This window comes from Reyranella sp., from assembly GCF_965279465.1.
In the GTDB taxonomy this organism is placed as follows: Bacteria; Pseudomonadota; Alphaproteobacteria; order Reyranellales; family Reyranellaceae; genus Reyranella.
In genome coordinates this window covers 134312-156988 of record NZ_OZ257242.1, presented here as the reverse complement: position 1 = coordinate 156988, position 22677 = coordinate 134312, and the positions used below count along the sequence as shown (strand labels likewise).

The following is a 22677-nucleotide window of genomic DNA, read 5'->3' as shown; positions in this document are numbered from 1 at the left end:
GGCGCATCGGTCAGCGCGAGCCAGTCGGCTTGTTCGGCGTTGGCTCCAGGAACGACACCGCGTCGCTTCCCGGGAAACTGTCGGACAGTGCGGAGTCTAGTTTGCGCTCCATAGCCTGGGCGGGCGACTCGGCGGGAGGCGAATGTTCGACCACGTTGGGATTGTGATTGAGCCGCTGCTGCAGGGAGGGTAGCTCCTGCTCAAGCATCTGGAGGTCCGAGCGGGTGCGATCGGAGGCACTTTTGACGGCCGACGATCGCCTGGCGTCGGCCACCTTCCGTGCGAGGTCCCTGACCTCTGTCTGTAGTCGTTGTGCTTCGGTCATCGAAGGCTCCACGTACGCTGTATGTCCTTCATTGCGGCGGTCATCACGACGTTGGCGAGCAGGCGGACCGCTTCAGACCAGAGTCGTCACGATCCCGATGCTGTCTTTCAACGCCTTGGAATAAGGGCACACACCGTGGGCGGCATCGACCAGTTCCTGCGCTAGGGTCCGGTCGAGGTCCGGCAGGCTGACGTTGAGGCGGGCACCCAGCGAGTATCCGTCGCTCTCCTGGTTGAGGTCGATCTCCGCGTCGATCGCGAGATGCTCGATCCGCACTTTCTTCTTGCGGGCCTCCAGCATGATGGCGCCCTCAAAGCAGGCCGACCAGCCGGCCGCGAGGAGTTGCTCGGGGTTGGTTCCAGTGCCTGGGCTGCCGGGGACCGAAAGCTTGACGTCGAGACGGCCGTCGGTGCTACGCGCCTCGCCCTTGTCACGGCCGCCGACGGTGTGGACCTTCGCGGTGTACACGGTCTTAGTGGTGGACTGGATCATGAATGCTCCTCGACAGCTGGATGGTCAGCCTGGTAACGGCCTGGTCCACGCATCTTGGGTTGTTCCCCCGAGCTGATCCATTATGCGATGGTATAGTCGACTCAGTTGGATCGTCTGAGCCGCGGTGCCGCGGTTCATCGTGCCGTCATCAGTTCTGGCGTTGCGTCAGGATGCGTCCCAGGAAGCTGAGCATCAGCGCTCCGATCTCGGTCGCGTGAGTCTCCAGCGCAAAGTGGCCGGCATCGACGAAATTGATCTCGGCGTCGGGCACGTCGGTCCGAAAAGCGAGCGCACCGGCTGGAACGAAATGGGCATCCTTCCTGCCCCACGCCGCCAGCAGCGGTGGGCGATGCTCGCGGAGATACGCCTGGAATACCGGGTAGAGCGCGACGTTGCTGCGATAGTCGAGGATCAGGTCGAGCTGGATCTCTATCCGGCCCGGGCGCGCCATGTAGGCGATGTCGAGCGTGTAACCGTCGGGTGACACTCGCGCCCGGTCCGACCCGTCGAAATACTGCCAGTTCCGGATCGTGTCGGGGCTCAGCGACGCGCGGCAGGCTTCGCGATGCGCAGCCGTCGGCTCGCGCCAGTAGGCCTGCCATATGCTCCACGAGTTGCCGAATCCCTCGAGGTAGGCATTGCCGTTCTGGCTGACGATGGCGGCCACGCGCTCAGGGTGCTTCGATGCGATGCGCAGGCCGATTGGTGCGCCATAATCGAAGATGTACAGGACGTAGCGGTCGAGTTGCATCGCTTCGAGGAAGGCGTCGACAATCCAGGCCAGAGTGTCGAACGTATAGTCGAACTGGCTGCGCGGAGGCGCTATCGTGTTGCCGAAGCCCGGCAGATCGGGCGCAATGACCCGATAGCCGCTCGCCAGTATGGGCATCAGGTCGCGGAACATATGACTTGCCGTCGGAAATCCATGAAGCAGCACGACGGCCGGCCCGTCGGCTGGACCCGCTTCCCGATAGAATATCTCGACGTCGCCGACCTGCCGGGTGCGATACGTGGTGCTCATGGATCGATCCTCATGATGGCGGCCGGCCCTTGGTGCGCTGGCCGCGGGCGGGTCCCCCTAGGCGCGGCCGAAGGCGGCGATGAGCTCGTCGGTCGTCAGGATCGCGTGGGCGAAGCTTGGGCCGTTTATCTCATGGGCCGCGTGCATGGCCTCCTGGCTGTAGGCAGCCGTCGCATCGCGCACCAGCGTGACGTGGTAGCCGAGCTCGGTGCCAAAGCGGCCTGTGCACTCGACGCAGGTATTGGCGATCATGCCGATCACGACGATGCGTTCGATGGCGAATTGCTTGAGTTGGTAGTCGAGGTCGGTGTTGGCGAAGCCGCTCGAGTTCCAGTGTTCCTTGATCAGGATGTCACCCGGCTGCATCTGGAAATCGTCGTGGAAGGTGCCGCCCCAGGTTCCCTTGGCGAAGCCCTGGCGTTTGGCCGTGCGCAGCTGCGTGTGGGTGGGATGCCGGAAGCCTTCGTAGTCGCCCGGCTGCCAGCGGCGATGAGGCACGAAGAAGATCCTGATGCCGGCCGTCCGGGCCTCCGCGACGACGGCGCGCAGATGATCGAGCAGGCGCACCTCCTCGGCCACCATCTTTGCCTGGGGCCAGTATTTGCCGCCCACCGACAGGAAGTCGTTGTAGGGGTCGACCAACAGCAGGGCGGTCGATGCCGATGGATAGGTGACGGTTGCTTCCTGGGTCATGCTCCGGCTCTCCTGGTGAAAAGTTGGCACCAGCCCATCGAGGCGGCTCTCGCAAGGCTGGCCGCCCCTTGCGCAGCGAGGGTGCGCCTTTCGAAGGCGAGCAGCCCGACCGGCGTGGTCAACATCGCTAGCGCCAGCAGTCTCTTCACGGCCCGCTCCATGGTCGGTGTGGCGGACAAAAGATGTAGCGGGGACGAGGCGCGGGCTATTGCACGTTGGTATTGCGAGGTGTGCGACGCCGCATTGCCGGCACTGCAGGCGGTCCGTTTAACAACTTTTCACGACGATTGATTCGCTGTTCCGGTTCAGAGGCCGCAGGTTGCGCAGGTACCGTGCGAGAGCCGATTTCCTAGCTAGCCAGGAATTGCAGGAGTTGGATGGCCCTCGATGGACGGTGAAGCGTAACCAGGAGGACCCATCATGCGACTATCGTTCCATCCAGTGTTTAATGCCGGCCGTTTGCCGGCGATGGCAGGAGATATCCGGTCCGTCGCGCCTTCCAACCGCATCGTCTTCATCGCCGCCGAGAATCCGTTCGCCCGCCGCTCGATGGCCGTCACACTCGGCGACACGGGCTGGCAGGTTCGGGAGATCACCTCTGCCAGGGCCCTGCTCGCCGAGCCCCAGCACGGCGTGCCGAGCTGCCTTGTGCTCGACGAACTCGTCGTGCCGGAATGGCTCGCTGTCGAGCGGGCGGAAATACCGATCATCTGCGTGACCGGCCACACTGACGTTCTGAGTGCCGTCCAAGCCATGAAGGCGGGTGCTGTCGATGTTCTTGCAAAGCCTCTTCGTCTGGAATCCCTGATCGGGTCGATCGAGCTGGCGCTCGAACGCAGCGAGGCTCTCCTGCTGCAGGGCCGGGAAGAAAGAGCGCTGAGAGACCGTTACGCAGCGCTCAGCCAACGCGAACGCCAGGTCATGTCCCTCGTAGTTTCGGGCCTTTTGAACAAGCAGGTCGGTGGCGAGCTGGGGATCAGCGAGATCACAGTGAAGGCGCATCGCGGCAAGGTCATGCGCAAGATGAACGTCCGAACCCTCGCTGCGCTCGTGAACATCGCCGGCAAGCTCAGGCTCGAGCCGTATGCAGGCCCCGGCAGCACGAGGCAGACTCAGCCTGCGTCGCCCGCGGTGAGTTCCTCGATCAGCGCCTTGGCCTGGCGCATGTCGGATGTCTCGAATCCCTCGATGAAGCGGCCGTAGATCGCCGCAAGAAGATCGCGAGCCTCGCGCCGTAGCCCATCGCGATGGTATCGCCGGGACAGGCTGAGCGCCGTACGCATTTCCCACGACAGGGTTTCCTGTCGGCGGGACCAGTCAAGCGACTGCAGGAACATTTGCAGGGCCGCGCCGCTCTCCGTTGCACCGCCCTTGGCCTGGAGGAGTTCTCCCTTGATCCGCAGCACCTCGGGGATGCACCAGTATTCCTCGTCGCGCTGGCACATCCCGAGGGCCTTTTCGATCATCGCGAGGCCCTCGTCGATTCGGCCGGCGATACGCAGTCCGTCGGCATACTCGGCGAACACCCAGGTATGCCTGAGAGAGAAGCGGTTCTCCGGCAGGCTGGCCAATGTCGCCTTGAGCAGGTCGAGTCCGTCGGCGGCGTTGCCCTGCTTGATCAGCAGGATGCCCTGAAAGCATTTGCCCCAGGCGTGCCATATCGGCAGGCCGTCGCGCGCCGAGCGCGTCAGCAGGAGGTCGATGTACTGCTGGGCGCCATGCAGGTCGCTCGCCAGCAACGACAGCAGGCAGGCGCCCTTTGCCAATGAATTGCACAGCGTCATCGTGTGATCGAAGGCTTGCGCCTCCTCGACGTTCGCAGCGTTCATCGCCAGGGCCTGGCTCGCGTAACCCTGCAGCCAGAGAATCGAGACCAGGAAGTTGCGGGCCGTTATCTTCTGGTCGAACTGGAAGCGAATGATGTGCGCGCGATGGACGGGCGCGACATAGTTGTCGAGCATGTATTCGATCTGCCGGCGGGCCGCGCGCTGGTCGCCGAGAAAGTGGATGGTGAATCCCCGCATGCGTTCCCCGGTCAGGGGATCGACGGGATCGCGCGAATCCTTCGAGACCTCGCAGAACCGGTCGGCCAGGGCCAAGGCGTCGCGAAAGGCACCGCAATTGTGCGCAAGGCACCACAGGCACCAGAGGATACGGAGCTTGTAGTCGGTGTCGTCGAGGTCCTCGGCGATCCTCAACGCTTCGTTCAGCGCGGTCTCGATCTCCGGGCCCGACGCCTCGATGTTGAGGAGCACCGCTCCCAGCGCATGCTGGAACTGGAGTTCGAGACGGGGATTGCGCTGTGCGCGCGAGGTCAACACCGACAGCGACTGGGCGACGCGCGCCCGGCACTCGTTCATGAGCGACAGGTGCATCCAGAGCGGCAGGGCGGCCTCGGTGAGAGCTACTCCCAGCATCGGGTCGCCGTCGGCCGAGAAGGCCCAGTCGAGAGCGCGCCGCACATTGTCGATCTGGCGCGCGTAGGTCGAGCGCCATTCCCTCAGCATCATGGTCTCGGCGTCGCCGCCGGCGCGCACCAGGACGACGTGGTGGTGTGTTGCGTGGGAGCGGGCGATCGCGGAATACTCGCCACTTTGGACGAGCTTCTCCATGGCATAGGCCCGCGTGGTGTCGAGCAGGCGATAGATCGCCGTTTGCCCTTTGGCATTCACCGAGATCAAAGACTTGGCGACGAGGTCGGCCAGGGCGCGGACGACGTCGGAGGCTTCGTCGTCATCACCGATGGCGACGGCCTGGGCGGCCTCGAGCGTGAAGCCGCCGACGAAGATGGCGAGCCGGCGCAGGACGGCCTGCTCCGTGCGATCGAGGTAATGGTAACTCCAGTCGAGTGCGGCCGTCAGCGTGCGATGACGGGGCAGTGCCGTGCGCCGGCCCTGCATCAGAAGACGGAAGCGGTCGTCCAGTTGGATGGCGAGTTCGTGCAGGCCGAACGTGTGCACGCGGCCGGCGGCCAGCTCGATGGCGAGCGCCATGCCGTCCAGTTTGCGGCAGATGTTCGCGACGATCGGGACGGTCTCGTCGGTAACCTCGAAATCCTCAGCGCTTGACGAGGCGCGCTCGATGAAGAGTTCAATGGCCGGGAAGGCCATGGCCTGGCGGGACGTCAACACAGCGGTCTCGGGAGGCAATTCTAGCGGATCGAGGTTCAGGACACTCTCGCCTTCGGCCCGCAGCGGCTCGCGGCTCGTGGCAAGCACGCGCGCATCGCTGGTTCCGCGCAGGATCGCTTCGGCTAGCGCCGCAGCTGCCCCCAGGACGTGCTCGCAGCTATCGAAGATGAGCAGGACCCGGCGGCCACGCAGGAAAGTGACCACCTCGGAGATCGGATCGTCCGCGACGACCGCAAGACCGAGCGCAGACGCCACGACACTCGACAGCACGATCGAGCTCGAGACGGGGGCGAGATCGATGAAAACGATGCCGTCGGGATAGAGGTCCGCGATTCCGTCAGCGAGATTGAGCGCGACGGTGGTCTTGCCGATGCCGCCAGGGCCGACGATCGTGAGCAGGCGGCGACGTTGCAGGCGCTTATTCACATCCGAGACGACGGCCGCCCTGCCGATCACCCGCGCGATCGGCTTCGGGAGCTGTTGCATCCGCTCCGCTGCCACCGACAAGACTTCGATCGCCGGCGCCGCTGTGGCCGCTGCTTGCGTGACGGGCGCCACGAACCGGTAACCCCGGCCGGGCACAGAGATGATGTACCGCGCGTTATCCCGCCCGTCGTCCAGCGCCTTGCGCAAAGCCGCTACCTGAGCGCGAAGATTGCCCTCTTCGACGACAGTTTTGGGCCAGACGCGCGCCATGAGCTCGTCCTTCGTCAGGAGCTCACCGGGGCGTTCGAGCAGCACAATCAGGATTTCGAGGGCACGACTCCCGATGCGCACTTCCTCGTTCCCGCGAAGCAGGAGCTGTCGCTCCGGCTGCAGGCGAAAAGGTCCAAAGGTAATCTCGCGCGCATTTTGCTGGCTCGAGACGTCGGGTGGCGCGCTCGCTGGCAAATCCACGATCCGTGCTGAAGGCACCAATTATCGACTGTGCGCGCCCTGCAATAAAGGCCGGCATTTGGTGTGGATTTTCCTTGCATTCGGACTGCCACCGCCCTCACCGCTGCCATCTTCGATTGAAACAATGGGATCGGCGAGACTTCTCCCGCGTCGACCTCCTTGCACTTCTAGCGAAGCGTGCGGAACGCCGTGCGAAGTTCGTTGACGAAGAGGACCGGCTGCTCCCAGGCGGCAAAGTGACCGCCCTGTTGAAGCTTGTTGTAGTGAATGAGCTTCGGAAACGCCTCCTTCGTCCAGCTGTGCGGCGCTGCATAGATCTCGTCGGGAAAGACACTGACAGCGACCGGGATCTGGACGTTCTTGACGTCGAAGAACGCGAGCTTGTTTTCCCAGTACAGGCGGGCGGACGATACGGCGGTTCTGGTCAGCCAGTAGAGCGTGATGTTGTCGAGCACATCGGTCGGGGAGAGGCCGACCGTCTCGCCGTCGAAGGCGCGCGCGATCAGGGCGTGGCTGCGCGCGTCGTGATCCAGCATCCAGGCGGCGAGGCCAATGGGAGAGTCCTCGATGCCGTAGAGCGTTTGTGGACGATTGGTCATCTCGATCGCGTAACCCAGGCCGGTCTTGAAGAAGAAGTCGAGCTGATCGAAGGCGTTCTTCTCTTCGGCCGAGAGACCTGCGGGCGCCGGTTCGCCATACTTCAAGGCCTTCGAGATGTCGGCTGGTACCGTGGCGGGCATGTTCGTGTGGATGCCGAGGAGTTCGGGCGGCGCCTGCAGGGCCATCTGCTCGGTGATGGCGTCGCCCCAGTCTCCGCCCTGCGCCACGAACTTCGTGTAGCCCAGCCGCCGCATCAACTGCGTCCAGGCGCGGGCGATCCGCTGCGGGTCCCAGCCGGTCGCCATCGGCTTGCCGGAGAATCCGTAGCCCGGCAGCGAAGGCACGACGATGTCGAAGGCGTCGTCCGCCCTGCCGCCGTGAGCGGTGGGATTGGCCAGGGGATCGATGATCTTGAGTTGCTCGATCACCGAGCCGGGCCAGCCATGCGTCACGATGAGGGGCAGGGCATTCGGTTGCCGGGAACGCACATGGATGAAGTGGATGTCGAGCCCGTCGATCTCGGTCACGAACTGCGGCAGAGCGTTCAGCCGGGCCTCGACCTTGCGCCAATCGTAGTCGGTCGCCCAACGCTGCGCGAGCTTCTGCATCGTCGCCAGGCGCACGCCCTGCGACTGATCGGAAATGGTCTCCTTGTCCGGCCAGCGCGTGGCGAGAATGCGCCGTCGCAGGTCGGCGAGTTCGCTGTCGGGAACGCTGATCTTGAACGGACGGATGGCGTTGTCGCTCGCCGAGGTCGGCCGGCCGGCGAGGAGCGTGAGGGCTCCCGTGGCGGCAATGAGATGTCGCCTGCTGGGCGCGGGGAGAGATGTCGTCATGCTTGCCTCATCGGCCGCTGCGGCCTGCGCGGGTTGAACAGGTCGGAATATGGTCCAGCCGTGCAGGACCGACCATTGAACGAAGGTGTTGCCGACACCTTGGTGCAATCGACTTGGGCACCGATCGATCTCATCTCCTGAGCGTCACGAAGGAGGAAAATGATGAAATCGGAAGAGAAGGTCGCGGTCGTCACGGGAGCCTCTCAGGGCATCGGGGAGGCGCTGGTGAAGGCTTATCGCCAGAATGGCTATCGCGTGGTCGCGACGGCGCGCTCGATCGCGCCCACGGGCGACCCCGACATCCTCGCGGTGTCAGGCGACATTTCCGATGCGGGCACCGGCGAGCGTGTCATCGCGGAAGGCTTGAACCGCTTCGGACGGATTGACACGTTGATCAACAACGCCGGTATCTTCCTTGCCAAGCCGTTCACGCAATACAGCGAATCCGACTACCAGACCGTCATGGGTGTCAACGTCGCGGGTTTCTTCCGCATCACTCGACCGGCGATCGCCCAGATGGAGAAGCAGGGTGGCGGGCTCGTGGTGCAGATCACCACGACCCTGGTGGAGCACGCCGACTCGCACGTACCGTCGGTGCTGGCCTCGCTCTCCAAGGGCGGCTTGAGCGCCGCGACGCGTTCGCTGGCGATCGAGTATGCCCGGCGCGGCATTCGCGTGAACGCCGTGTCGCCCGGCATCATCCGCACGCCCATGCATTCGCCCGAAAGCCATGCCGCCCTCGATGCACTCCATCCGGTCGGTCACATGGGCGATATCTCCGACATCGTGGGCGCCGTCCTCTACCTGGAGGGAGCGCCTTTCGTCACGGGCGAGATCCTGCATGTCGATGGCGGCCAGAGCGCCGGCCGCTGAGGAGCATCCGACATGCCGATCGTTCTCATCCAAGTGACAAAAGAAGGAAACACGCCCGGCGCAGCTTCCGTCACGGCCGCCGAGAAGGCGGCCCCGATCGCGGGAACGACTGAGCTGCTCACCAAGGTGCTGAACAAGCCGCCGGAAGCAACCTTCGTCCTCATCGAGGAAGTCGAGCTCGAAAACTGGGGATGGGGCGGCCTGCCCGTTTCCGAGTTCCGAGGAAGGCTTGCGCGGCCGCGATCGAGCGGAGGGGGATGAGCGAATGGCCGCCCCTTACGAAATCGTCGAGCACGAGTACGACGTTCTGATCGTCGGCGCCGGTGGTGCCGGGTTGCGGGCGGCGCTGGGCATGGCCTCCTCTGGTCTCAAGACGGCCTGCGTGACCAAGGTGTTCCCCACACGCAGCCATACGGTCGCCGCGCAAGGTGGCATGGCTGCCGCCTTGGGAAACATGGGCGACGGCGACAACTGGCGCTTCCACATGTACGACACGGTCAAGGGCTCGGACTGGCTCGGCGACCAGGACGCCATCGAATACATGTGTCGCGAGGCCATCTCGGCGGTCGTCGAGCTCGAACATTACGGCGTGCCGTTCTCACGGACGCAGGACGGCAAAATCTACCAGCGTCCGTTCGGCGGCCAGACGCTCGAGTACGGCAAGAGGATGGCCCAGCGGACGGCCGCCGCGGCCGATCGGACAGGACACGCGATCCTGCACACGCTCTATCAACAGTGCCTCAGGCACGACACGCAATTCTTCGTCGAGTTCATAGCGCTCGATCTCCTGATGGACGATGACGGCGCCTGTCGCGGGATGCTCGCCTGGGACCTGGCGGACGGTCGTCTGCATCGCTTCCTGGCCCACCGCACGGTGCTGGCGACGGGTGGCTATGGCCGGGCTTACTTCTCGTGCACGGCGGCGCACATTTGCACCGGCGACGGCAACGCCATGGCGTTGCGCGCCGGCCTGCCGCTCGAGGACATGGAGTTCACACAGTTTCACCCAACAGGAATCTATGGCTCTGGGTGCCTGATCACGGAAGGCGCGCGGGGCGAGGGCGGATACCTGACAAATGCGACGGGTGAGCGGTTCATGGAGCGATATGCGCCGACGGCAAAGGATCTCGCCGGCCGCGATGTCGTCTGCCGTGCGATGACGATCGAGATCAACGAGGGGCGAGGATGTGGGCCACGGAAGGACCACATCCTGCTGCATCTCGAACACCTGCCGCCCGAGTTGCTGAACCAGCGGCTGCCGGGCATCAGCGAAACCGCAAAGATATTCGCCGGGGTGGACGTCACGCGCCAGCCGATCCCCGTGCTGCCGACCGTTCACTACAATATGGGCGGCGTTCCGACCAACATTCACGGCGAGGCCGTGACCCTGCGCGACGGCAATCCGGAGGCCGTCGTGCCGGGACTGATGGCGATCGGCGAAGCGGCCTGCGTTTCGGTTCACGGCGCCAACCGGCTGGGCTCGAACTCCCTGCTCGATATCGTCGTGTTCGGCCGTGCGGCCGCGCACCGCGCTGTCGAATGTGTTCGTCCCGGTGAACGCCTTGCCGCGCCGCCGGCGTTGGCGACCGAACAGGCCATCGCTCGTCTCGACCGGCTGCGCTGGACGAAGGGCAAGCGCTCGGTCGGTGCCATCCGCTTCGCGCTGCAGCGGGCCATGCAGCAGTACTGTGCGGTGTTCCGCGATGGTCCGCTGCTCGCCAAGGGAGCCACGGAACTCGCCGGTGTGTTGGGTAGCCTGAACGGCGAGCTCGACCTCGCCGATCGCTCCCTGATCTTCAATACCGATCTGGTCGAGGCCCTCGAGCTCGACAACATGATGTCGCAGGGGCTCGTAAGCCTGCACTCGGCGATCGGCCGGACCGAGAGCCGGGGCGCTCACGCCAGAGAGGATTTCCCCGAACGCGACGATGCGAACTGGCTGAAGCACACGCTCGCCTGGCTGCAGCCCGATGGGAGCGTGCGTCTCGCGTACCGGCCGGTGCACCTGCAGCCGCTCAGCAACGACGTGGCGTCCATCCCCCCGAGCAAGCGCGTCTACTAACCATACGAAGGTATCGACTACACCTTCGTTCAATCGATCCGGGACCGGGTCCGGTTCATCGTCAGGACCTCTTCATCAGGAGGCGAACATGAGCCTGAGCGTCAAGGTGAACGGCAATAAACACAGCGTCGATGTGGACGACGACACGCCGCTGCTTTGGGTCCTGCGGGATGTGCTCGGCATGACCGGCACCAAGTTCGGGTGCGGCAAGGCGCTCTGCGGCGCCTGCACCGTGCATGTCGACGGTGTCGCCACCCGCTCCTGCGTCACGCCGATTGCCAGCGTCGGAACGTCGGAGATCACGACTATCGAGGCGATCGGCGCGACGGACCCGGGCGCGCGTGTCCAGAAGGCGTGGCTCGATGTCGAGGTCGTCCAATGCGGCTATTGCCAGTCGGGCCAGATCATGGCCGCGGCCGCACTGCTCACCGCCAATCCCAATCCCAGTGACGCCGATATCGACGATGCAATGTCGGGCAATGTCTGCCGCTGCGGCACCTATACGCGCATCCGCGCAGCCATCAAGCAGGCCGCGCAGTCCGTTGCCCGCAAAGGCCAGGGAGGCTGACATGACCACACTTTCTCGACGCGGCTTCCTCGTGGCAGGCAGCGCCACGGCCGGGCTTCTGGTTGGCGTGAATCTGCCGGCAAGCGCGGCCCCGCCATCCACTTCGGCCAAAGGATTCACTCCGAACGCGTTCGTGCATATCGGCGAGGACGGGCTGGTGACGCTCACCATGCCCTACGTCGAGATGGGGCAGGGAACCTACACGTCGATTCCCATGCTCGTGGCCGAGGAACTCGAGATCCCGCTCAGCCGCGTTCGCCTCGAGCATGCGCCGCCGGACGAGAAGACCTATGGCAACCCGTTGATCGCGGGCGTGCAGGCGACCGGCGGATCGACCGCCATCATGGCGTCCTGGAAGCCCCTTCGCGAAGCCGGCGCCGTGGCACGCACGCTGCTGATCAAGGCGGCCGCCGAGCAATGGAAGGTGGCGTCGGACACTTGTCACGCCGTTGCCGGCGAAGTCGTTCACGCCGCGAGTGGCCGTCGCGCTTCTTATGGCGCCCTTGCGGCTGCCGCTGCGCGGCTGCCCATTCCCCGGGACGTTACCCTAAAGGATCCGACAGCCTTCAAGCTCATCGGCACGCCTGCCAAGCGGCTGGATGCCGGGGCGAAGGTCAACGGCACGGCCGTCTTCGGCATCGACGCGCGCCCGGCCGGAGTGAAGGTTGCGACGCTGGCGCAGTCGCCGGAATTCGGCGGCCGCGTTCGGCGCGTCGACGACCGCGCGGCGATGGCGGTGAAGGGCGTGCGCCAGATCGTACGCCTCGACGATGCCGTTGCCGTCGTGGCCGACCACATGGGCGCCGCGCTCAAGGGCCTGGCCGCGCTGGAGATCGAGTGGGAAGACGGGGTGCATCGGCAGGTGAGCAACGGTCAGGTCGTCCGCGAGTTGGAACAGGCGACGCTCGCCGCCGGGCCGGTCGCCGAGAAAATAGGGGACGTGGCCACGGCACTTGCGTCGGCGCCGACGAAGATCGAGGCCATCTATCAGGTTCCTTTCCTGGCTCACGCCACGATGGAGCCGATGAACTGCACCGTGCACGTCCGGCCGGGCGGGTGCGATGTCTGGGTGGGGACCCAGGTTGCCGCACGTGCCCAGGCGGCAGCCGCCAAGGTGACGGGACTGCCGCTCGAGAAGGTCGCCCTGCACCAGCACTTGATCGGCGGAGGCTTCGGCCGCCGTCTCGAAGTCGATGGCGTTACTCGTGCGACCGAGGTCGCGATGAAGGTGCCTGGTCCTGTCAAGGTGGTGTGGACGCGCGAGGAAGACATACGGCACGACATGTACCGTCCCTACTGGCTCGATCGAATGTCTGCAGGTCTTGATGGTGAAGGCCGGCCAGTCGCCTGGAGCCATCGTTTCGCTGGCTCCTCTGTGATAGCGCGCTGGCTGCCGCCCGGCTTCAGCAAAGGTCTCGATCCCGACAGCATCGATGGCGCCGTGAATTTCGCTTATGACCTCCCCAACAAACAGGTCGAGTTCCTGCGTGTCGAGCCGCCCGGTATTCCCACCGCCTTTTGGCGGAGCGTGGGACCCTCGCACAACGTCTTCGTGGTCGAAAGCTTCATGGACGAGCTCGCAGCGGCAGCCCGCCAGGATCCGGTCGCTTATCGACTGGCGCTGCTCGACAAGGCGCCTCGGGCCAAGGCCGTGCTTGCGCTCGCCGCGCAAAAGGCCGGCTGGGGTCAAACGCTGCCAGCCGGGTCGGGCCGGGGCATTTCCCTGCAATCAGTATTCGGCAGCTACTTGGCGCTGGTAGCCGAGGTCGCGGTAGCGGCCGACAAGTCGGTGAGGGTCCGACGCGTCGTGGCGGCGGTCGATTGCGGCACGGTCGTAAATCCGGACACTGTCCGCGCGCAGATCGAGAGCGGCGTGAACTTCGGCATTACGGCGGCCCTTTATGGCGAGATCACTGTCAAGGACGGCAAGGTCGAGCAGTCGAACTTCGATGACTACCGGATGCTCCGCATCGACGAGGCGCCTGCCATCGAGGTGTATATCGTGCCGAGTACCGAAGCGCCGGGTGGCATGGGCGAGCCCGGGACTTCGGCCATCGTGCCCGCCGTCGCCAACGCGGTCTTCGGCGCGACAGGCCGGCGCCTGCGCAAGATGCCTGTCGACCTCGCGAGGGCATGACCATGATATCACGATCCAAGCGCCGACATGGCCCGTCGACCTTGCTTGTCGCCGTGAGCGGCTTGCTGGCGGCCTCCCAGTCAGCAGCCCAACAAGGTGGGGCTTCGCGGCCGCATCAGCCCGGGGAGTCGGCCTTTCTCGCCGTCCTGCCCGAGCACATCGAGTGGCGCGCTTTCCCGGCGTTTCCGCCCTCGGTGCGTCTCGCGGTCATTGTCGGCGAGCCCGAAGGGGTGGGGCCCTATACTATCCGCGTGAAGGTGCCGGGCGGCGTGAAGCTCGCGCCGCACCGCCATCCCGAGGATCGGGTCTACACCGTGATCTCCGGCGTCTTCTATATCGGCCTCGGCGATCACTTCGATGAATCGCACCTGCAGGCCTATCCACCGGGAAGTGTCATCGTCCTGCCCGGCGGCACGTCGCATTACCATTGGGCGCGATCGGGCGAGTATGTCAGCCAGGTAAGCGCCATCGGTCCACTCGGGCTCGACTATGTCGACTCGCATGATGATCCGCGCCGCACGGCGAAGGAGTAGTCCGATGACCATTTGCCCCGCCATTCGGCCTGCCAGTGCGATCGCGACGCTTTGCCGGCGGTGGCACGATCGACATGATATCTCCGCTGCCGACGGATTGGCTCGCCGGCACCGCCAGCTCGTGGTCGACATTGCCGCCAGCTACACGCTGGACGGCAAGCCGTCTTCCGATCTCATCGCCGAAGGCCAGGTCGGTTTGATGCGGGCCATCTGTCGCTTCGATCCTGACAGCGGGTCCGGATTCGAGGAATGTGCGGCTCTGCACGTGCATGCCGCCATCTTCGATCATGTTCTCGGGAGCGCAGGATGACCGAGCACTATCTCGAAGACTACCGGGTGGGTCAGGTCTTCGGGTCCGCCACAGCACGTGTCGAAGGCGAGCGGATCAAATCGTTTGCCGCCGAGTTCGATCCGCAGCCGTTTCATCTCGGTGAAGTGGGAGCAGCCGGCACTGTGTTCGGCCGCCTTGCCGCCAGCGGCTGGCACACCGCCGCGCTCACGATGCGCCTCCTGGTCGAAGGGCGGCTCAAGCCGGCCGGTGGCGTGATCGGTATGGGCTTCGACGAGCTGCGCTGGCCGCGTCCCGTGCGTGCCGGCGACGAGCTCAGCGTCCAGAGCGAGATCCTCGATGTGCGCGAATCGAAGTCGCGGCCGGATCACGGGGTGATCAGGGTCCGCTTCACGACCCGCAACCAAACAGGGGAATCCGTGCAGGTTGCGACCGGCAGCCTGCTCGTGCGCCGCCGACCATCCAACCTGCACTGAGCTCGGGCTTGCAGGAGCTGCAAGAGCGTTCGGGCGCCGGAGCCCGAAGACACCGGATTCTGCCCCGGTGACCAGGTTTCCGTCGATGAGTGTGAAGTCGGCCCAGTCGGCCGCCTTTTCGTAGAGGCCGCCCAACAGCTTCAGTCGTCTTCGACCAGGAAGGGTACGACCTTCGTGAGGTCGACAACTTCCTCCTCGCTGTTAACGAAGTCGGCGACATGGTGGCCTTTTGCGAGAGTGTCGCCGTTGTGCATCGCGCGGTGGAGGACGGCGGGGCGTGGCATACCGCGGCGACGGGTCGGCCGCTCCCGAAGAATGCCTCGATCAAGGCTTTCGACTTCTCGTTGTCGACGAGATGAGGGGCCGTTTATTGCCGGCCGCGTCGACTTCGAGGTACTCCGCCGTGAAGCGGCCGAGCTGTCGCTCGACGTCGGTCGGCCGCTGCAGGCCTTTCTCGACCAGTACCTTGAGGCGGGCCTGGGCGGCCGGCCGTTGCACGGAGGTGATGAAGGCGTCCCAGCCCGGCTGCATCTCGGCATCAGGCGGAAGACTCGCGACATCGACCAGCCGCTTGGTCTCGACGATCGTCTGGTGATCGAAGCCCGCGATACGCGTCGCCAACGCATCAACGAAAGCGTCCAGCTCGGCATCGGGAAGCGCGCGGTTCACGTAGCCGTACCGTTCCGCCAGCGCGCCGTCGAAATCGTCCGCGCCGATCAGGATCTCGAGCGCGCGGCCGCGGCCAAGCAGGCGCGGCAGGCGCGCCATCGGACCGCCGCCCGGTACGAAGCCGGCGCCGAGCTCGAACTGCGACAGGATCGCCTTCTCGCGGCTGGCGAAGCGCAGATCTGCCGCGAGCGCGAGTTCGCTGCCGATGCCACTTGCCCGGCCACGGATCGAGACGATGGAGATCGCCTCGAGGCGCGCAAGGCGCACCATGAAGTCGGGGACGGGATGCATACCCGTCGGACCAAGCTCCATGCCGGTCGACTCCGCGAGCGGCTTGAGGAGGTCGTAGTGCGCCATGAAGAAGCCGGGCACGGCGCTGTCGAAGACGACCACTTTCACCTTCGGATCAGCCTCGAGCTGGTCCAGTACCTTCATGAGCTCACGCATTTCGGCGGGCCCCACGATGTTTAGGGGCGGGTTGTCGAGCGTGACGACCCAGTAGGCCGGGCTCCTCCGCGTGACGCGGACCTTCGCGTGGTTGGATGGGGACATCTGCAGAGTTCCTTCGCTCACTGTTCGGTACTGCGAACAGATGCGATGCTGATGCCTTGCGCTCCATTGAACGAAGGTATCGGCGACACCTTGGTGCAATCGCCTCGCTTCGATGCGGCCGCCATCAATGAAATCAGCCGGCATGTTCCGGTGAGAGGAGGCGGCCGTCCAACGCAATGCACCGGCAGAGTCTGGGTATCGCGCGTCTTTGGCGTCGACTGGCGCTTGCCGCCCTCCTGGCGACACTCTTGGCGAGCGCGGGTGTTGCAGAGGCTACGGAGCCACTATCGGAGAAGGTCGAGCAAGAACGCGACGTGCCGTGGCTTCTCGGCGATTGGAACGGACGTCGCCCCTGGCTTCAGGACCGCGGCGTGGATCTGCAGCTCGGCTATACTGGAGAATTCGCCTTCAACGCGACGGGCGGCGTCCGGAAGGAGGCCGCCTATGCCGACCAATACGTCGCTGGAGTGACACTTGATCTCGAGCGACTGGCTGGTCTCAGGGGTACGACTTTCCAGCTGACTTTCACGGCCCGTACCGGACGAAACCTTAGCGACGATGTCCCTTTGGGCACTTTGCAGGAGGTCCAGGAGATTTACGGCCGTGGCCAGACCCTGAGACTGACGCAGCTCTGGGTGAATCACCGCTTGTTCGACGGAAGGATCGACTGGAAGATCGGCCGAATGACGTTCGGCGAGGACTTCGCCTCGTTCCCGTGCGAGTTCGAGAACCTGACGTTCTGTGGCGCGGCGCCAGGGAACCTCGTCCCGGGCTACATCTACAATTGGCCGGTGAGCCAGTGGGCGACGCGGATGCGTTACAATGTCGACGGCTTCGGCTACATCCAGGCGGGCGTGTACGACGTCAATCCGCAATATGCGTCCACCAAAGACACGCTGCTTCCGGTGTTCTTCAACGGTTCTACAGGCGTGCTGATACCCGTCGAACTGGCTTGGCTGCCGAGGCTCCGCGGAGAGCTGCCCGGCAGCTACAAGATCGGGGCATGGTACGACACGTCTGTCGTGGACGACGTGGTAAGCGACATCAACGATAGCCCATACTCAGTGACCGGATTGCCGCCCCGCCGCCAGCAGGGCCGGGCAGGCGGCTACCTCAGCATCGTCCAGCAATTAACGCCGCTCTCTTCGCTGGAAACGAGAGGTGGACTCAGCGTCTTCCTGAACGCCGTGGTGGCCAGTGATAGGAGCTCGACCACCGACAATCAGGTTGCTGCCGGCATCGTCTACACTGGTCCGTTTCGGTCGAGGCCGGACGACGATGTCGGTTTCGCGGTAGGCGTGACGCGCGTCAACAGCCGTATCGCTGCCACGCAGGCCTTGGTGAGCACCCTCGGACTCGGTCGAGTCGCAGTGCAGGGCGCCGAATTTCCGCTCGAACTCCATTATACCTATCGGCCGAGGGACGGCTTCCTGCTGCGTCCCAGCGTCCAGTACGTGCTCAATCCCGGAGGTACCGGCGCCAATCCCAATGCGCTGGTGCTCGGCTTTACGACCTCGATCAATTTCTGAAGAAAGCGTGCCTGAGAGTGTCCGCCTGCTTCGGCCCAATCGCAGCGAGCAACGGCACATCGATACCTTCGCACAACTGTTCCGAAGCTTCCGAGATCTGCATTGTGCGCTGAGTTCATAGGTTGTTGAGAACATGCCTCGGAGAGAACCGCCATGGAACCAGTGCACGTTCGTCGCCGACAGATGCTTGCTGCAACGGTTCTGGGCGCGGCCGCACTGCATTCAGCGAGATCAAATTCCGCTCTCGGACAATCGTCACCTTCCAGTAGCTTCGACTCACTTCGCCGCATCAAGGCGGGCGATCTCGAGGTGGCCTATGCGGAAGCGGGACCTACGTCGGGCGTGCCTGTCCTTCTGCTGCATGGCTGGCCCTATGACATCCATACCTACGTAGACGTCGCGCCGCGACTCTCTGCTGCAGGTTATCGTGTAATCGTCCCGTACCTGCGGGGCTACGGCGCTACACGCTTTCTTTCGGACTCGACGCCGCGCAATGGACAGCAGGCAGCCCTGGCCGCCGATGCCCTCGCACTCATGGAGGTGCTGCGCCTCGAGCGGCCGATTGTGGCTGGCTGTGATTGGGGAGCGAGGACAGCCTGTATTCTCGCCGCCCTTTGGCCCGAGCGATGCCGCGCCCTTGTGTCGGTAAGCGGCTACCTGATTGGAAGCCAGGAGCTAAATCGCGCGCCGCTGCCGCCCCAGGCCGAACTTCAATGGTGGTATCAATACTATTTCGTGACGGAGCGGGGGGAAGCCGGCTACCGCAAATACACGAATGAGTTTGCGCGATTGATCTGGCAAGTCGCCTCACCGAAGTGGCAGTTCAGCGATGTGACGTTTCAGCGATCGGCAGAAGCCCTCGAAAATCCTGATCATGTCGCGGTCGCCATTCACAATTATCGCTGGAGACTTGGATTGGCTCCAGGTGAAGCGCGGTTCGACGACCTCGAGCAAAGGCTCGCGTCCTTCCCAGCTATCGCCACGCCGACCATCACGCTGGAGGGCGATGCGAACGGGGCGCCGCATCCCGATCCCGCCACCTACGCCCCCAGGTTTACAGGCAGGTACCAGCATCGGCTAATCGCTGGCGGCGTTGGCCACAATCTGCCGCAGGAAGCTCCGGACGCATTCGCGCAAGCGGTGATGGACGTCGCCGCTTCCTGATTCCGCGTTGGGCCGGTCCGGAGACCCGGTTGTGCTCGCCCTCGATGCCTTCGACGTCCGCCTTGCATGCTCCGGCTTCTCTTAGTTGGAAGCGTGTATGCGAATAGGCAGAAACTCCACCGGCGAACACGACACCAAGGTATCGCTGACACCTAGGTCCAATGGACCGTTGCGCGAACCGGCTTCATTTTTCCTGTGCCAGCTGGCCGCTTCGGGCTGGCGACAAACTGGAGGCCTAGTCACCATGGAAACCCCGTTGAACGTCGCCGTGCTTGTCGGCAGTCTTCGCAAGGACGCCTACAGCCGAAAGATCGCCCATATTCTGATCGACCTCGCGCCGGCGACGCTCGATTGCCGCATCGTCGAGATCGATGACCTTCCGCTGTACACCGAGGACCTCGACTCCGCGCCGCCAGCGCCGTGGGTTCGCTTCCGCGCCGAGATACAGCGCGCCGACGCGGTCCTGTTCGTAACGCCGGAATACAACCGGTCGATCCCGGGCGGGCTAAAGAACGCGATCGATGTCGGGTCTCGTCCGCCTTACCACAGCGTCTGGGACGGCTTGCCGACTGGCGTGATCAGCATCTCCCCGTACAAGATTGGCGGATTTGGCGCGAACCATCACGTCCGCCAAAGCTTGGTGTTCCTGAACATGCCGGTGATGCAGCAGCCGGAAGCGTACTTGACCGAGGTCGCCGCAATGCTCAATGAGCAGGGCACCCTCGTCTCGCCCGACTCACGCCAATTCCTGACTAAGGTGATCTTAAGCTTCGCTGCTTGGGTGCAGACTTTCGGCGCGGCAAGGCAGCGCAAAGCGGCCTGACGCGCAGTGGCGGCGGACATCAAAGCGTCTCATGGACATGCGCCTGGAGATTTCGCATCGAAGAGGCCGCGGATCGTCAAGGGTCCGATAGGCCGCTCGACGTAGCTCTGGCGACCAGCTTCCCCGCGGCCGATCCCATCGCACCGCTGCGCTCTCGCGAACAATTGGCCACGGATAGCCAGAGCCATGAGCACCAGCGGCGTTGATCTCAATGCAGCCCAAATTGCTCTCGATGCACGTGTCGGTTTTCGGCCCACGACGTGCTGACGGATTGTAGCTGATCAGTACGCGTCGAGCGAAGGCCGCGGACTAGGCAGTTGCTGGCGTGAGCCGGATCTGACTAGGATTTAGGCGACCGCTCGTTGTGGCTGCTGTTGCAGCCGTTTCCAGTTCCAGGGGAGCAGCTCGGCGATGCGCCTGGCCGGGTGGTCCTGCAGACGTGCGAGCACGTCGGTGAGCCAGGCCTGCGGATCGACGTCGCTGAGTTTTGCCGTCTCGATCAGCGTAGAGATGGCGGCGGCGCGCCGGCCGCCTGCATCGGAACCGGCGAAGGTCCAGTTGTTGCGCCCGACGGCAATGCAGCGCAGCGCCCGTTCGGCGGCGTTGTTGGGCATGCACAGGCGGCCATCGTCGAGGAAGCAGAGCAGAGCGTCCCAGGCGTTGAGGCCGTAGGCGATCGCCTTGGCGACCTTGCCGTGCGGCGACAGCCTGGCGTGCTGCTCGCGTAGCCAGACACCGAGAGCCTCGACACGCGGGCGGCTGCGTTCGTGACGGACCTTGCGCCGCTCGTCGGGCGGCACGCCGTTGATGTCGCGCTCGATGGCGATCGGCGCCTTGTTGAGCCGCGCCTGGTCGAAGAACTTGCGCCGCGCATGGGCCCAACACGCCGCCTCGACTATCGGCGCGGGCCGGCGGCTGGCCGCGTAGAGCCGGTGGTCGCCGGCATAGGCGTCGGCCTACATCAGCCCGGCCCGCGACACCACATGCGCCCCGGGATGCTCGCTGCGCCGGTCGGGCGAGTAGAAGTAGGCGGCCGCCGGCGGATCGGTTGTCCTTGCTCAAAAGTCCGTCCGGCCATGGAATCGATATTCTGATGAAGGCCATGGTTGCCGATGTTCGGTAATCGGAGCGCGCGCTGCTCTGTTGCGACCCGATCTTCGTGCGTGGGTTCTGAGCGCGTCAGCTCCCCGACCGACGCAATTGCGGACCGCGACGACGCCCGGCGATGCAACGGTGGTACAAGTGCGGTCACCGCAAGGGGTTCAAGCCGCGCGACGCTCGTAGCGATGGTGCAGGCCGCCGACCTGTGGAAAGGCAACAACGGTGCCAGCGGAGGGCGGCTGGACGGATCTGGGCTCGGGACAATCCTTGCCAAGTGAGAGATGCGTGCGGCTTTGGTGATGATACTCAAAGTTTGCCGACAGCACACGGCGCAGGTGACGCTCATCGAGGATGATGACGTGATCCAGACATTCGCGCCGGATCGAGCCGATGATGCGTTCGACAACGGCGTTCTGCCGCGGCGATCGCGGCGCTGTGACGACCTCCTCGATCGCCATCGCCCGAACACGATCGCGGAAGGTCTGACCATATGACGCATCTCGGTCTCGCAGCAGAAAGCGGGGCGCGGTGTCCCAGGGGAAGGCTTCGGTGATCTGGCGCGCCAGCCAGGCGTGCGTGGGATTCGGGGTGATATCGAAGTGGATGACTTTTCTTCGCTCGTGACCGAGGACGACCAGGGCGTAGAGCAGCTGAAACGTCGCCGTCACGACGACGAACATGTCGACGGCGGCGGTGTCGTGCATGTGATTTTGCAGGAACGAGCGCCAGGTCGGGGAGGGGACCTTGGGCTGCCACGGCAGGTGTCTGCCGACCGTGGCCTGGCTGACCACGATGCCGAGCTTGAGCAACTCGCCGTGGATGCGGGGCGCGCCCCAAAGCGGGTTTGCCCGGCTCATCTGGCGAATCAGATCACGGACATCGCGGTTCGTGCCGGGCCGTCCGAGGGGGCGTGATCGGCGGCGCCAGTAGAGGCGGAAGCCTTTACGATGCCAGTTGACCACCGTTGCCGGTTCGACCAGCACCACGGCGTCGAGGACCCTCGGCCAGATGCGATAAAGCCATACCCAGAGCATCCGGTCGGCGGAGAAGAGCCGAGGGCGGCCGGGGTGTTGCCGGCGCAGGACCGTCAACTGATGTCGCAGCGCGACGAGTTCGAGCTCAAGCGAAGCGCGGCTGCGCACCCGGAAGGAGAGCAGGGAACCGACGGCGGACAGAAACGTGAGCATGCCGCTGACGGTATGCCATGGCACAGTAAACGCTATAGAAGCGTGAGCATGCCGATGACGGTATGCTGGGGCATAACAAACGCTGCGCTTGCTGGGCGGTTTTGACTTTTGAGTAGGCACAGGTGGCGAACAGCAGCCCGCCGATCACGGCACGGGCGAGGGCGGCGTTCTGCTCCTCGCCGGTGCCGCCGATCGCCATCGGGATCATGCCCACGATCATCGCCGCCGCCGTCATCAGCACCGGCCGGAAGCAGGTATTCCGGCAGCGATGGCGGCATCATCCGCGACAAGAGACCGGCCTTCGACGCCGCACGCCGACCGACGGGTTCAAGCGGGCTGTGCTCCGCTTTGCTGTCCACATCGTTAGCGACATCCACCAGGCGCTGCACAAGGTGGGCGAGGGGAGGGGGAAATGATATCGGTTGAGGGTCGGCACCAAGACGCGCCGGGGCGGGCGGTGCCCGATCATGTTCTATCGGTCCAACCTGCACTGGGTGTCGGAACGCCACTCTAATCAAGGCCACGACGTGGAGCTGGGCGAGTAGGTCGACCGGCTCGAGGGTGAATGGCTAACTTCGCCGGAAGCACAGGACGTCGATGGGGGCGCCCCGGCAGTGGGCAGAGGAGACGCACCAAGCTGCCCGCGCCATGGTGGCGAATCTGCCAGCAATTCGAATTGTCGATGATGGCCACTACGCCAAGACCCTGCCGACGCTTGA

20 protein-coding genes and 4 pseudogenes are annotated in these 22677 nt (G+C 64.5%); 12 read left to right on the top strand and 12 right to left on the bottom strand.

The window, feature by feature from the left end; all coding sequences use genetic code 11:
* Positions 1-10: 10 nt before the first annotated feature.
* The 4 genes from ACQY8M_RS00710 to ACQY8M_RS00695 form a co-directional block, all read right to left on the bottom strand.
* On the bottom strand, positions 11-325 hold the full coding sequence (locus ACQY8M_RS00710; protein WP_428668514.1) for a hypothetical protein: 315 nt from the start codon (positions 323-325) through the stop codon (positions 11-13).
* A 72-nt stretch (positions 326-397) separates the two neighbouring features.
* Entirely contained in the window at positions 398-814 is a 417-nt protein-coding gene (locus ACQY8M_RS00705) for an Ohr family peroxiredoxin (RefSeq protein ID WP_428675610.1), read from the bottom strand.
* A gap of 151 nt (positions 815-965) precedes the next feature.
* Positions 966-1838, bottom strand: coding sequence for an alpha/beta fold hydrolase (locus ACQY8M_RS00700; RefSeq protein WP_428668512.1), 873 nt, complete (start codon positions 1836-1838; stop codon positions 966-968).
* Positions 1839-1895: 57 nt separating this feature from the next.
* Positions 1896-2531 (bottom strand): isochorismatase family cysteine hydrolase, encoded by a 636-nt coding sequence (locus ACQY8M_RS00695; protein WP_428668510.1) that lies wholly within the window; start codon positions 2529-2531, stop codon positions 1896-1898.
* A gap of 420 nt (positions 2532-2951) precedes the next feature.
* Between ACQY8M_RS00695 and ACQY8M_RS00690 the strand changes: the two genes are divergently transcribed.
* On the top strand, positions 2952-3734 hold the full coding sequence (locus tag ACQY8M_RS00690) for a response regulator transcription factor (protein WP_428668508.1): 783 nt from the start codon (positions 2952-2954) through the stop codon (positions 3732-3734).
* On the opposite strand, the gene ACQY8M_RS00685 is transcribed toward ACQY8M_RS00690, so the two are convergent.
* The 3 genes and pseudogenes from ACQY8M_RS00685 to ACQY8M_RS00675 form a co-directional block, all read right to left on the bottom strand.
* Positions 3644-6148: an ATP-binding protein gene (locus ACQY8M_RS00685; protein ID WP_428675624.1), complete on the bottom strand. Its 2505-nt coding sequence runs from the start codon at positions 6146-6148 to the stop codon at positions 3644-3646. The genes ACQY8M_RS00690 and ACQY8M_RS00685 overlap by 91 nt on opposite strands.
* Before the next feature lie 132 nt (positions 6149-6280).
* Positions 6281-6403, bottom strand: a pseudogene (locus ACQY8M_RS00680) (winged helix-turn-helix domain-containing protein); the annotation flags it as partial.
* Positions 6404-6726: 323 nt separating this feature from the next.
* Complete coding sequence (locus ACQY8M_RS00675; RefSeq protein WP_428668506.1) at positions 6727-7995, bottom strand: epoxide hydrolase family protein; 1269 nt, start codon at positions 7993-7995, stop codon at positions 6727-6729.
* Between the two features lie 162 nt (positions 7996-8157).
* Between ACQY8M_RS00675 and ACQY8M_RS00670 the strand changes: the two genes are divergently transcribed.
* From ACQY8M_RS00670 to ACQY8M_RS00635, 8 genes are all read left to right on the top strand, one after another.
* Positions 8158-8868 carry an SDR family NAD(P)-dependent oxidoreductase gene (locus tag ACQY8M_RS00670; protein WP_428675609.1) on the top strand — a complete coding sequence of 237 codons (711 nt, stop codon included), beginning with the start codon at positions 8158-8160 and terminating at the stop codon, positions 8866-8868.
* Between the two features lie 12 nt (positions 8869-8880).
* Entirely contained in the window at positions 8881-9129 is a 249-nt protein-coding gene (locus ACQY8M_RS00665; protein WP_428668504.1) for a tautomerase family protein, read from the top strand.
* Positions 9130-9133: 4 nt separating this feature from the next.
* Positions 9134-10930 (top strand): succinate dehydrogenase flavoprotein subunit, encoded by a 1797-nt coding sequence (sdhA, locus tag ACQY8M_RS00660; protein WP_428668502.1) that lies wholly within the window; start codon positions 9134-9136, stop codon positions 10928-10930.
* Positions 10931-11018: 88 nt separating this feature from the next.
* Positions 11019-11498, top strand: coding sequence for a (2Fe-2S)-binding protein (locus ACQY8M_RS00655; RefSeq protein ID WP_428668500.1), 480 nt, complete (start codon positions 11019-11021; stop codon positions 11496-11498).
* A 1-nt stretch (position 11499) separates the two neighbouring features.
* Entirely contained in the window at positions 11500-13635 is a 2136-nt protein-coding gene (locus ACQY8M_RS00650; RefSeq protein ID WP_428668498.1) for a molybdopterin cofactor-binding domain-containing protein, read from the top strand.
* Between the two features lie 2 nt (positions 13636-13637).
* A complete protein-coding gene (locus ACQY8M_RS00645) occupies positions 13638-14168 on the top strand; it encodes a cupin domain-containing protein (RefSeq protein WP_428668496.1) in 531 nt (176 codons plus the stop codon).
* 4 nt (positions 14169-14172) lie between these two features.
* A complete protein-coding gene (locus tag ACQY8M_RS00640) occupies positions 14173-14478 on the top strand; it encodes a sigma factor (RefSeq protein WP_428668494.1) in 306 nt (101 codons plus the stop codon).
* Positions 14475-14933 carry a MaoC family dehydratase gene (locus ACQY8M_RS00635; protein WP_428668492.1) on the top strand — a complete coding sequence of 153 codons (459 nt, stop codon included), beginning with the start codon at positions 14475-14477 and terminating at the stop codon, positions 14931-14933. Before ACQY8M_RS00640 ends, ACQY8M_RS00635 begins: the two co-directional genes overlap by 4 nt.
* Positions 14934-14941: 8 nt before the next feature.
* Here the strand turns inward: ACQY8M_RS00635 and ACQY8M_RS00630 are convergent.
* Both ACQY8M_RS00630 and ACQY8M_RS00625 read right to left on the bottom strand, forming a co-directional pair.
* Positions 14942-15288 (bottom strand): annotated as a pseudogene (locus tag ACQY8M_RS00630) (type 1 glutamine amidotransferase domain-containing protein); the annotation flags it as partial.
* Positions 15258-16154 (bottom strand): enoyl-CoA hydratase/isomerase family protein, encoded by an 897-nt coding sequence (locus ACQY8M_RS00625; RefSeq protein WP_428668490.1) that lies wholly within the window; start codon positions 16152-16154, stop codon positions 15258-15260. The pseudogene ACQY8M_RS00630 and the gene ACQY8M_RS00625, both read right to left, overlap by 31 nt.
* Before the next feature lie 176 nt (positions 16155-16330).
* Here ACQY8M_RS00625 and ACQY8M_RS00620 point away from each other — a divergent pair, with 176 nt between their 5' ends.
* The 3 genes from ACQY8M_RS00620 (at position 16331) to ACQY8M_RS00610 (ending at position 19670) form a co-directional block, all read left to right on the top strand.
* Entirely contained in the window at positions 16331-17683 is a 1353-nt protein-coding gene (locus tag ACQY8M_RS00620) for a carbohydrate porin (RefSeq protein WP_428668488.1), read from the top strand.
* A gap of 153 nt (positions 17684-17836) precedes the next feature.
* On the top strand, positions 17837-18847 hold the full coding sequence (locus ACQY8M_RS00615) for an alpha/beta fold hydrolase (RefSeq protein ID WP_428668486.1): 1011 nt from the start codon (positions 17837-17839) through the stop codon (positions 18845-18847).
* A gap of 244 nt (positions 18848-19091) precedes the next feature.
* Complete coding sequence (locus tag ACQY8M_RS00610) at positions 19092-19670, top strand: NADPH-dependent FMN reductase (RefSeq protein ID WP_428668484.1); 579 nt, start codon at positions 19092-19094, stop codon at positions 19668-19670.
* A 347-nt stretch (positions 19671-20017) separates the two neighbouring features.
* On the opposite strand, the pseudogene tnpC reads toward ACQY8M_RS00610, so the two are convergent.
* From tnpC to ACQY8M_RS00595, 3 genes and pseudogenes are all read right to left on the bottom strand, one after another.
* Positions 20018-20713 (bottom strand): annotated as a pseudogene (gene tnpC / locus ACQY8M_RS00605) (IS66 family transposase); the annotation flags it as partial.
* Positions 20714-20932: 219 nt separating this feature from the next.
* Positions 20933-21958 (bottom strand): integrase core domain-containing protein, encoded by a 1026-nt coding sequence (locus ACQY8M_RS00600; protein ID WP_428668482.1) that lies wholly within the window; start codon positions 21956-21958, stop codon positions 20933-20935.
* Positions 21959-22079: 121 nt separating this feature from the next.
* A pseudogene (locus ACQY8M_RS00595) lies at positions 22080-22214 on the bottom strand (efflux RND transporter permease subunit); the annotation flags it as partial.
* Between the last annotated feature and the right edge of the window lie 463 nt (positions 22215-22677).

Excerpts from the sequence above, each read along its gene's own strand:
- ACQY8M_RS00615 (WP_428668486.1), top strand. The coding sequence starts at position 17,837 with ATGGAACCAGTGCACGTTCGTCGCCGACAGATGCTTGCTGCAACGGTT.
- ACQY8M_RS00710 (WP_428668514.1), bottom strand. The coding sequence starts at position 325 with ATGACCGAAGCACAACGACTACAGACAGAGGTCAGGGACCTCGCACGG.
- ACQY8M_RS00610 (WP_428668484.1), top strand. The coding sequence starts at position 19,092 with ATGGAAACCCCGTTGAACGTCGCCGTGCTTGTCGGCAGTCTTCGCAAG.
- ACQY8M_RS00670 (WP_428675609.1), top strand. The coding sequence starts at position 8,158 with ATGAAATCGGAAGAGAAGGTCGCGGTCGTCACGGGAGCCTCTCAGGGC.
- ACQY8M_RS00625 (WP_428668490.1), bottom strand. The coding sequence starts at position 16,154 with ATGTCCCCATCCAACCACGCGAAGGTCCGCGTCACGCGGAGGAGCCCG.
- ACQY8M_RS00700 (WP_428668512.1), bottom strand. The coding sequence starts at position 1,838 with ATGAGCACCACGTATCGCACCCGGCAGGTCGGCGACGTCGAGATATTC.
- ACQY8M_RS00665 (WP_428668504.1), top strand. The coding sequence starts at position 8,881 with ATGCCGATCGTTCTCATCCAAGTGACAAAAGAAGGAAACACGCCCGGC.
- ACQY8M_RS00635 (WP_428668492.1), top strand. The coding sequence starts at position 14,475 with ATGACCGAGCACTATCTCGAAGACTACCGGGTGGGTCAGGTCTTCGGG.
- ACQY8M_RS00675 (WP_428668506.1), bottom strand. The coding sequence starts at position 7,995 with ATGACGACATCTCTCCCCGCGCCCAGCAGGCGACATCTCATTGCCGCC.
- ACQY8M_RS00645 (WP_428668496.1), top strand. The coding sequence starts at position 13,638 with ATGATATCACGATCCAAGCGCCGACATGGCCCGTCGACCTTGCTTGTC.
- ACQY8M_RS00640 (WP_428668494.1), top strand. The coding sequence starts at position 14,173 with ATGACCATTTGCCCCGCCATTCGGCCTGCCAGTGCGATCGCGACGCTT.
- ACQY8M_RS00650 (WP_428668498.1), top strand. The coding sequence starts at position 11,500 with ATGACCACACTTTCTCGACGCGGCTTCCTCGTGGCAGGCAGCGCCACG.
- ACQY8M_RS00685 (WP_428675624.1), bottom strand. The coding sequence starts at position 6,148 with ATGCAACAGCTCCCGAAGCCGATCGCGCGGGTGATCGGCAGGGCGGCC.
- ACQY8M_RS00655 (WP_428668500.1), top strand. The coding sequence starts at position 11,019 with ATGAGCCTGAGCGTCAAGGTGAACGGCAATAAACACAGCGTCGATGTG.
- ACQY8M_RS00600 (WP_428668482.1), bottom strand. The coding sequence starts at position 21,958 with ATGCTCACGTTTCTGTCCGCCGTCGGTTCCCTGCTCTCCTTCCGGGTG.
- ACQY8M_RS00620 (WP_428668488.1), top strand. The coding sequence starts at position 16,331 with ATGCACCGGCAGAGTCTGGGTATCGCGCGTCTTTGGCGTCGACTGGCG.
- ACQY8M_RS00695 (WP_428668510.1), bottom strand. The coding sequence starts at position 2,531 with ATGACCCAGGAAGCAACCGTCACCTATCCATCGGCATCGACCGCCCTG.
- sdhA (WP_428668502.1), top strand. The coding sequence starts at position 9,134 with ATGGCCGCCCCTTACGAAATCGTCGAGCACGAGTACGACGTTCTGATC.
- ACQY8M_RS00690 (WP_428668508.1), top strand. The coding sequence starts at position 2,952 with ATGCGACTATCGTTCCATCCAGTGTTTAATGCCGGCCGTTTGCCGGCG.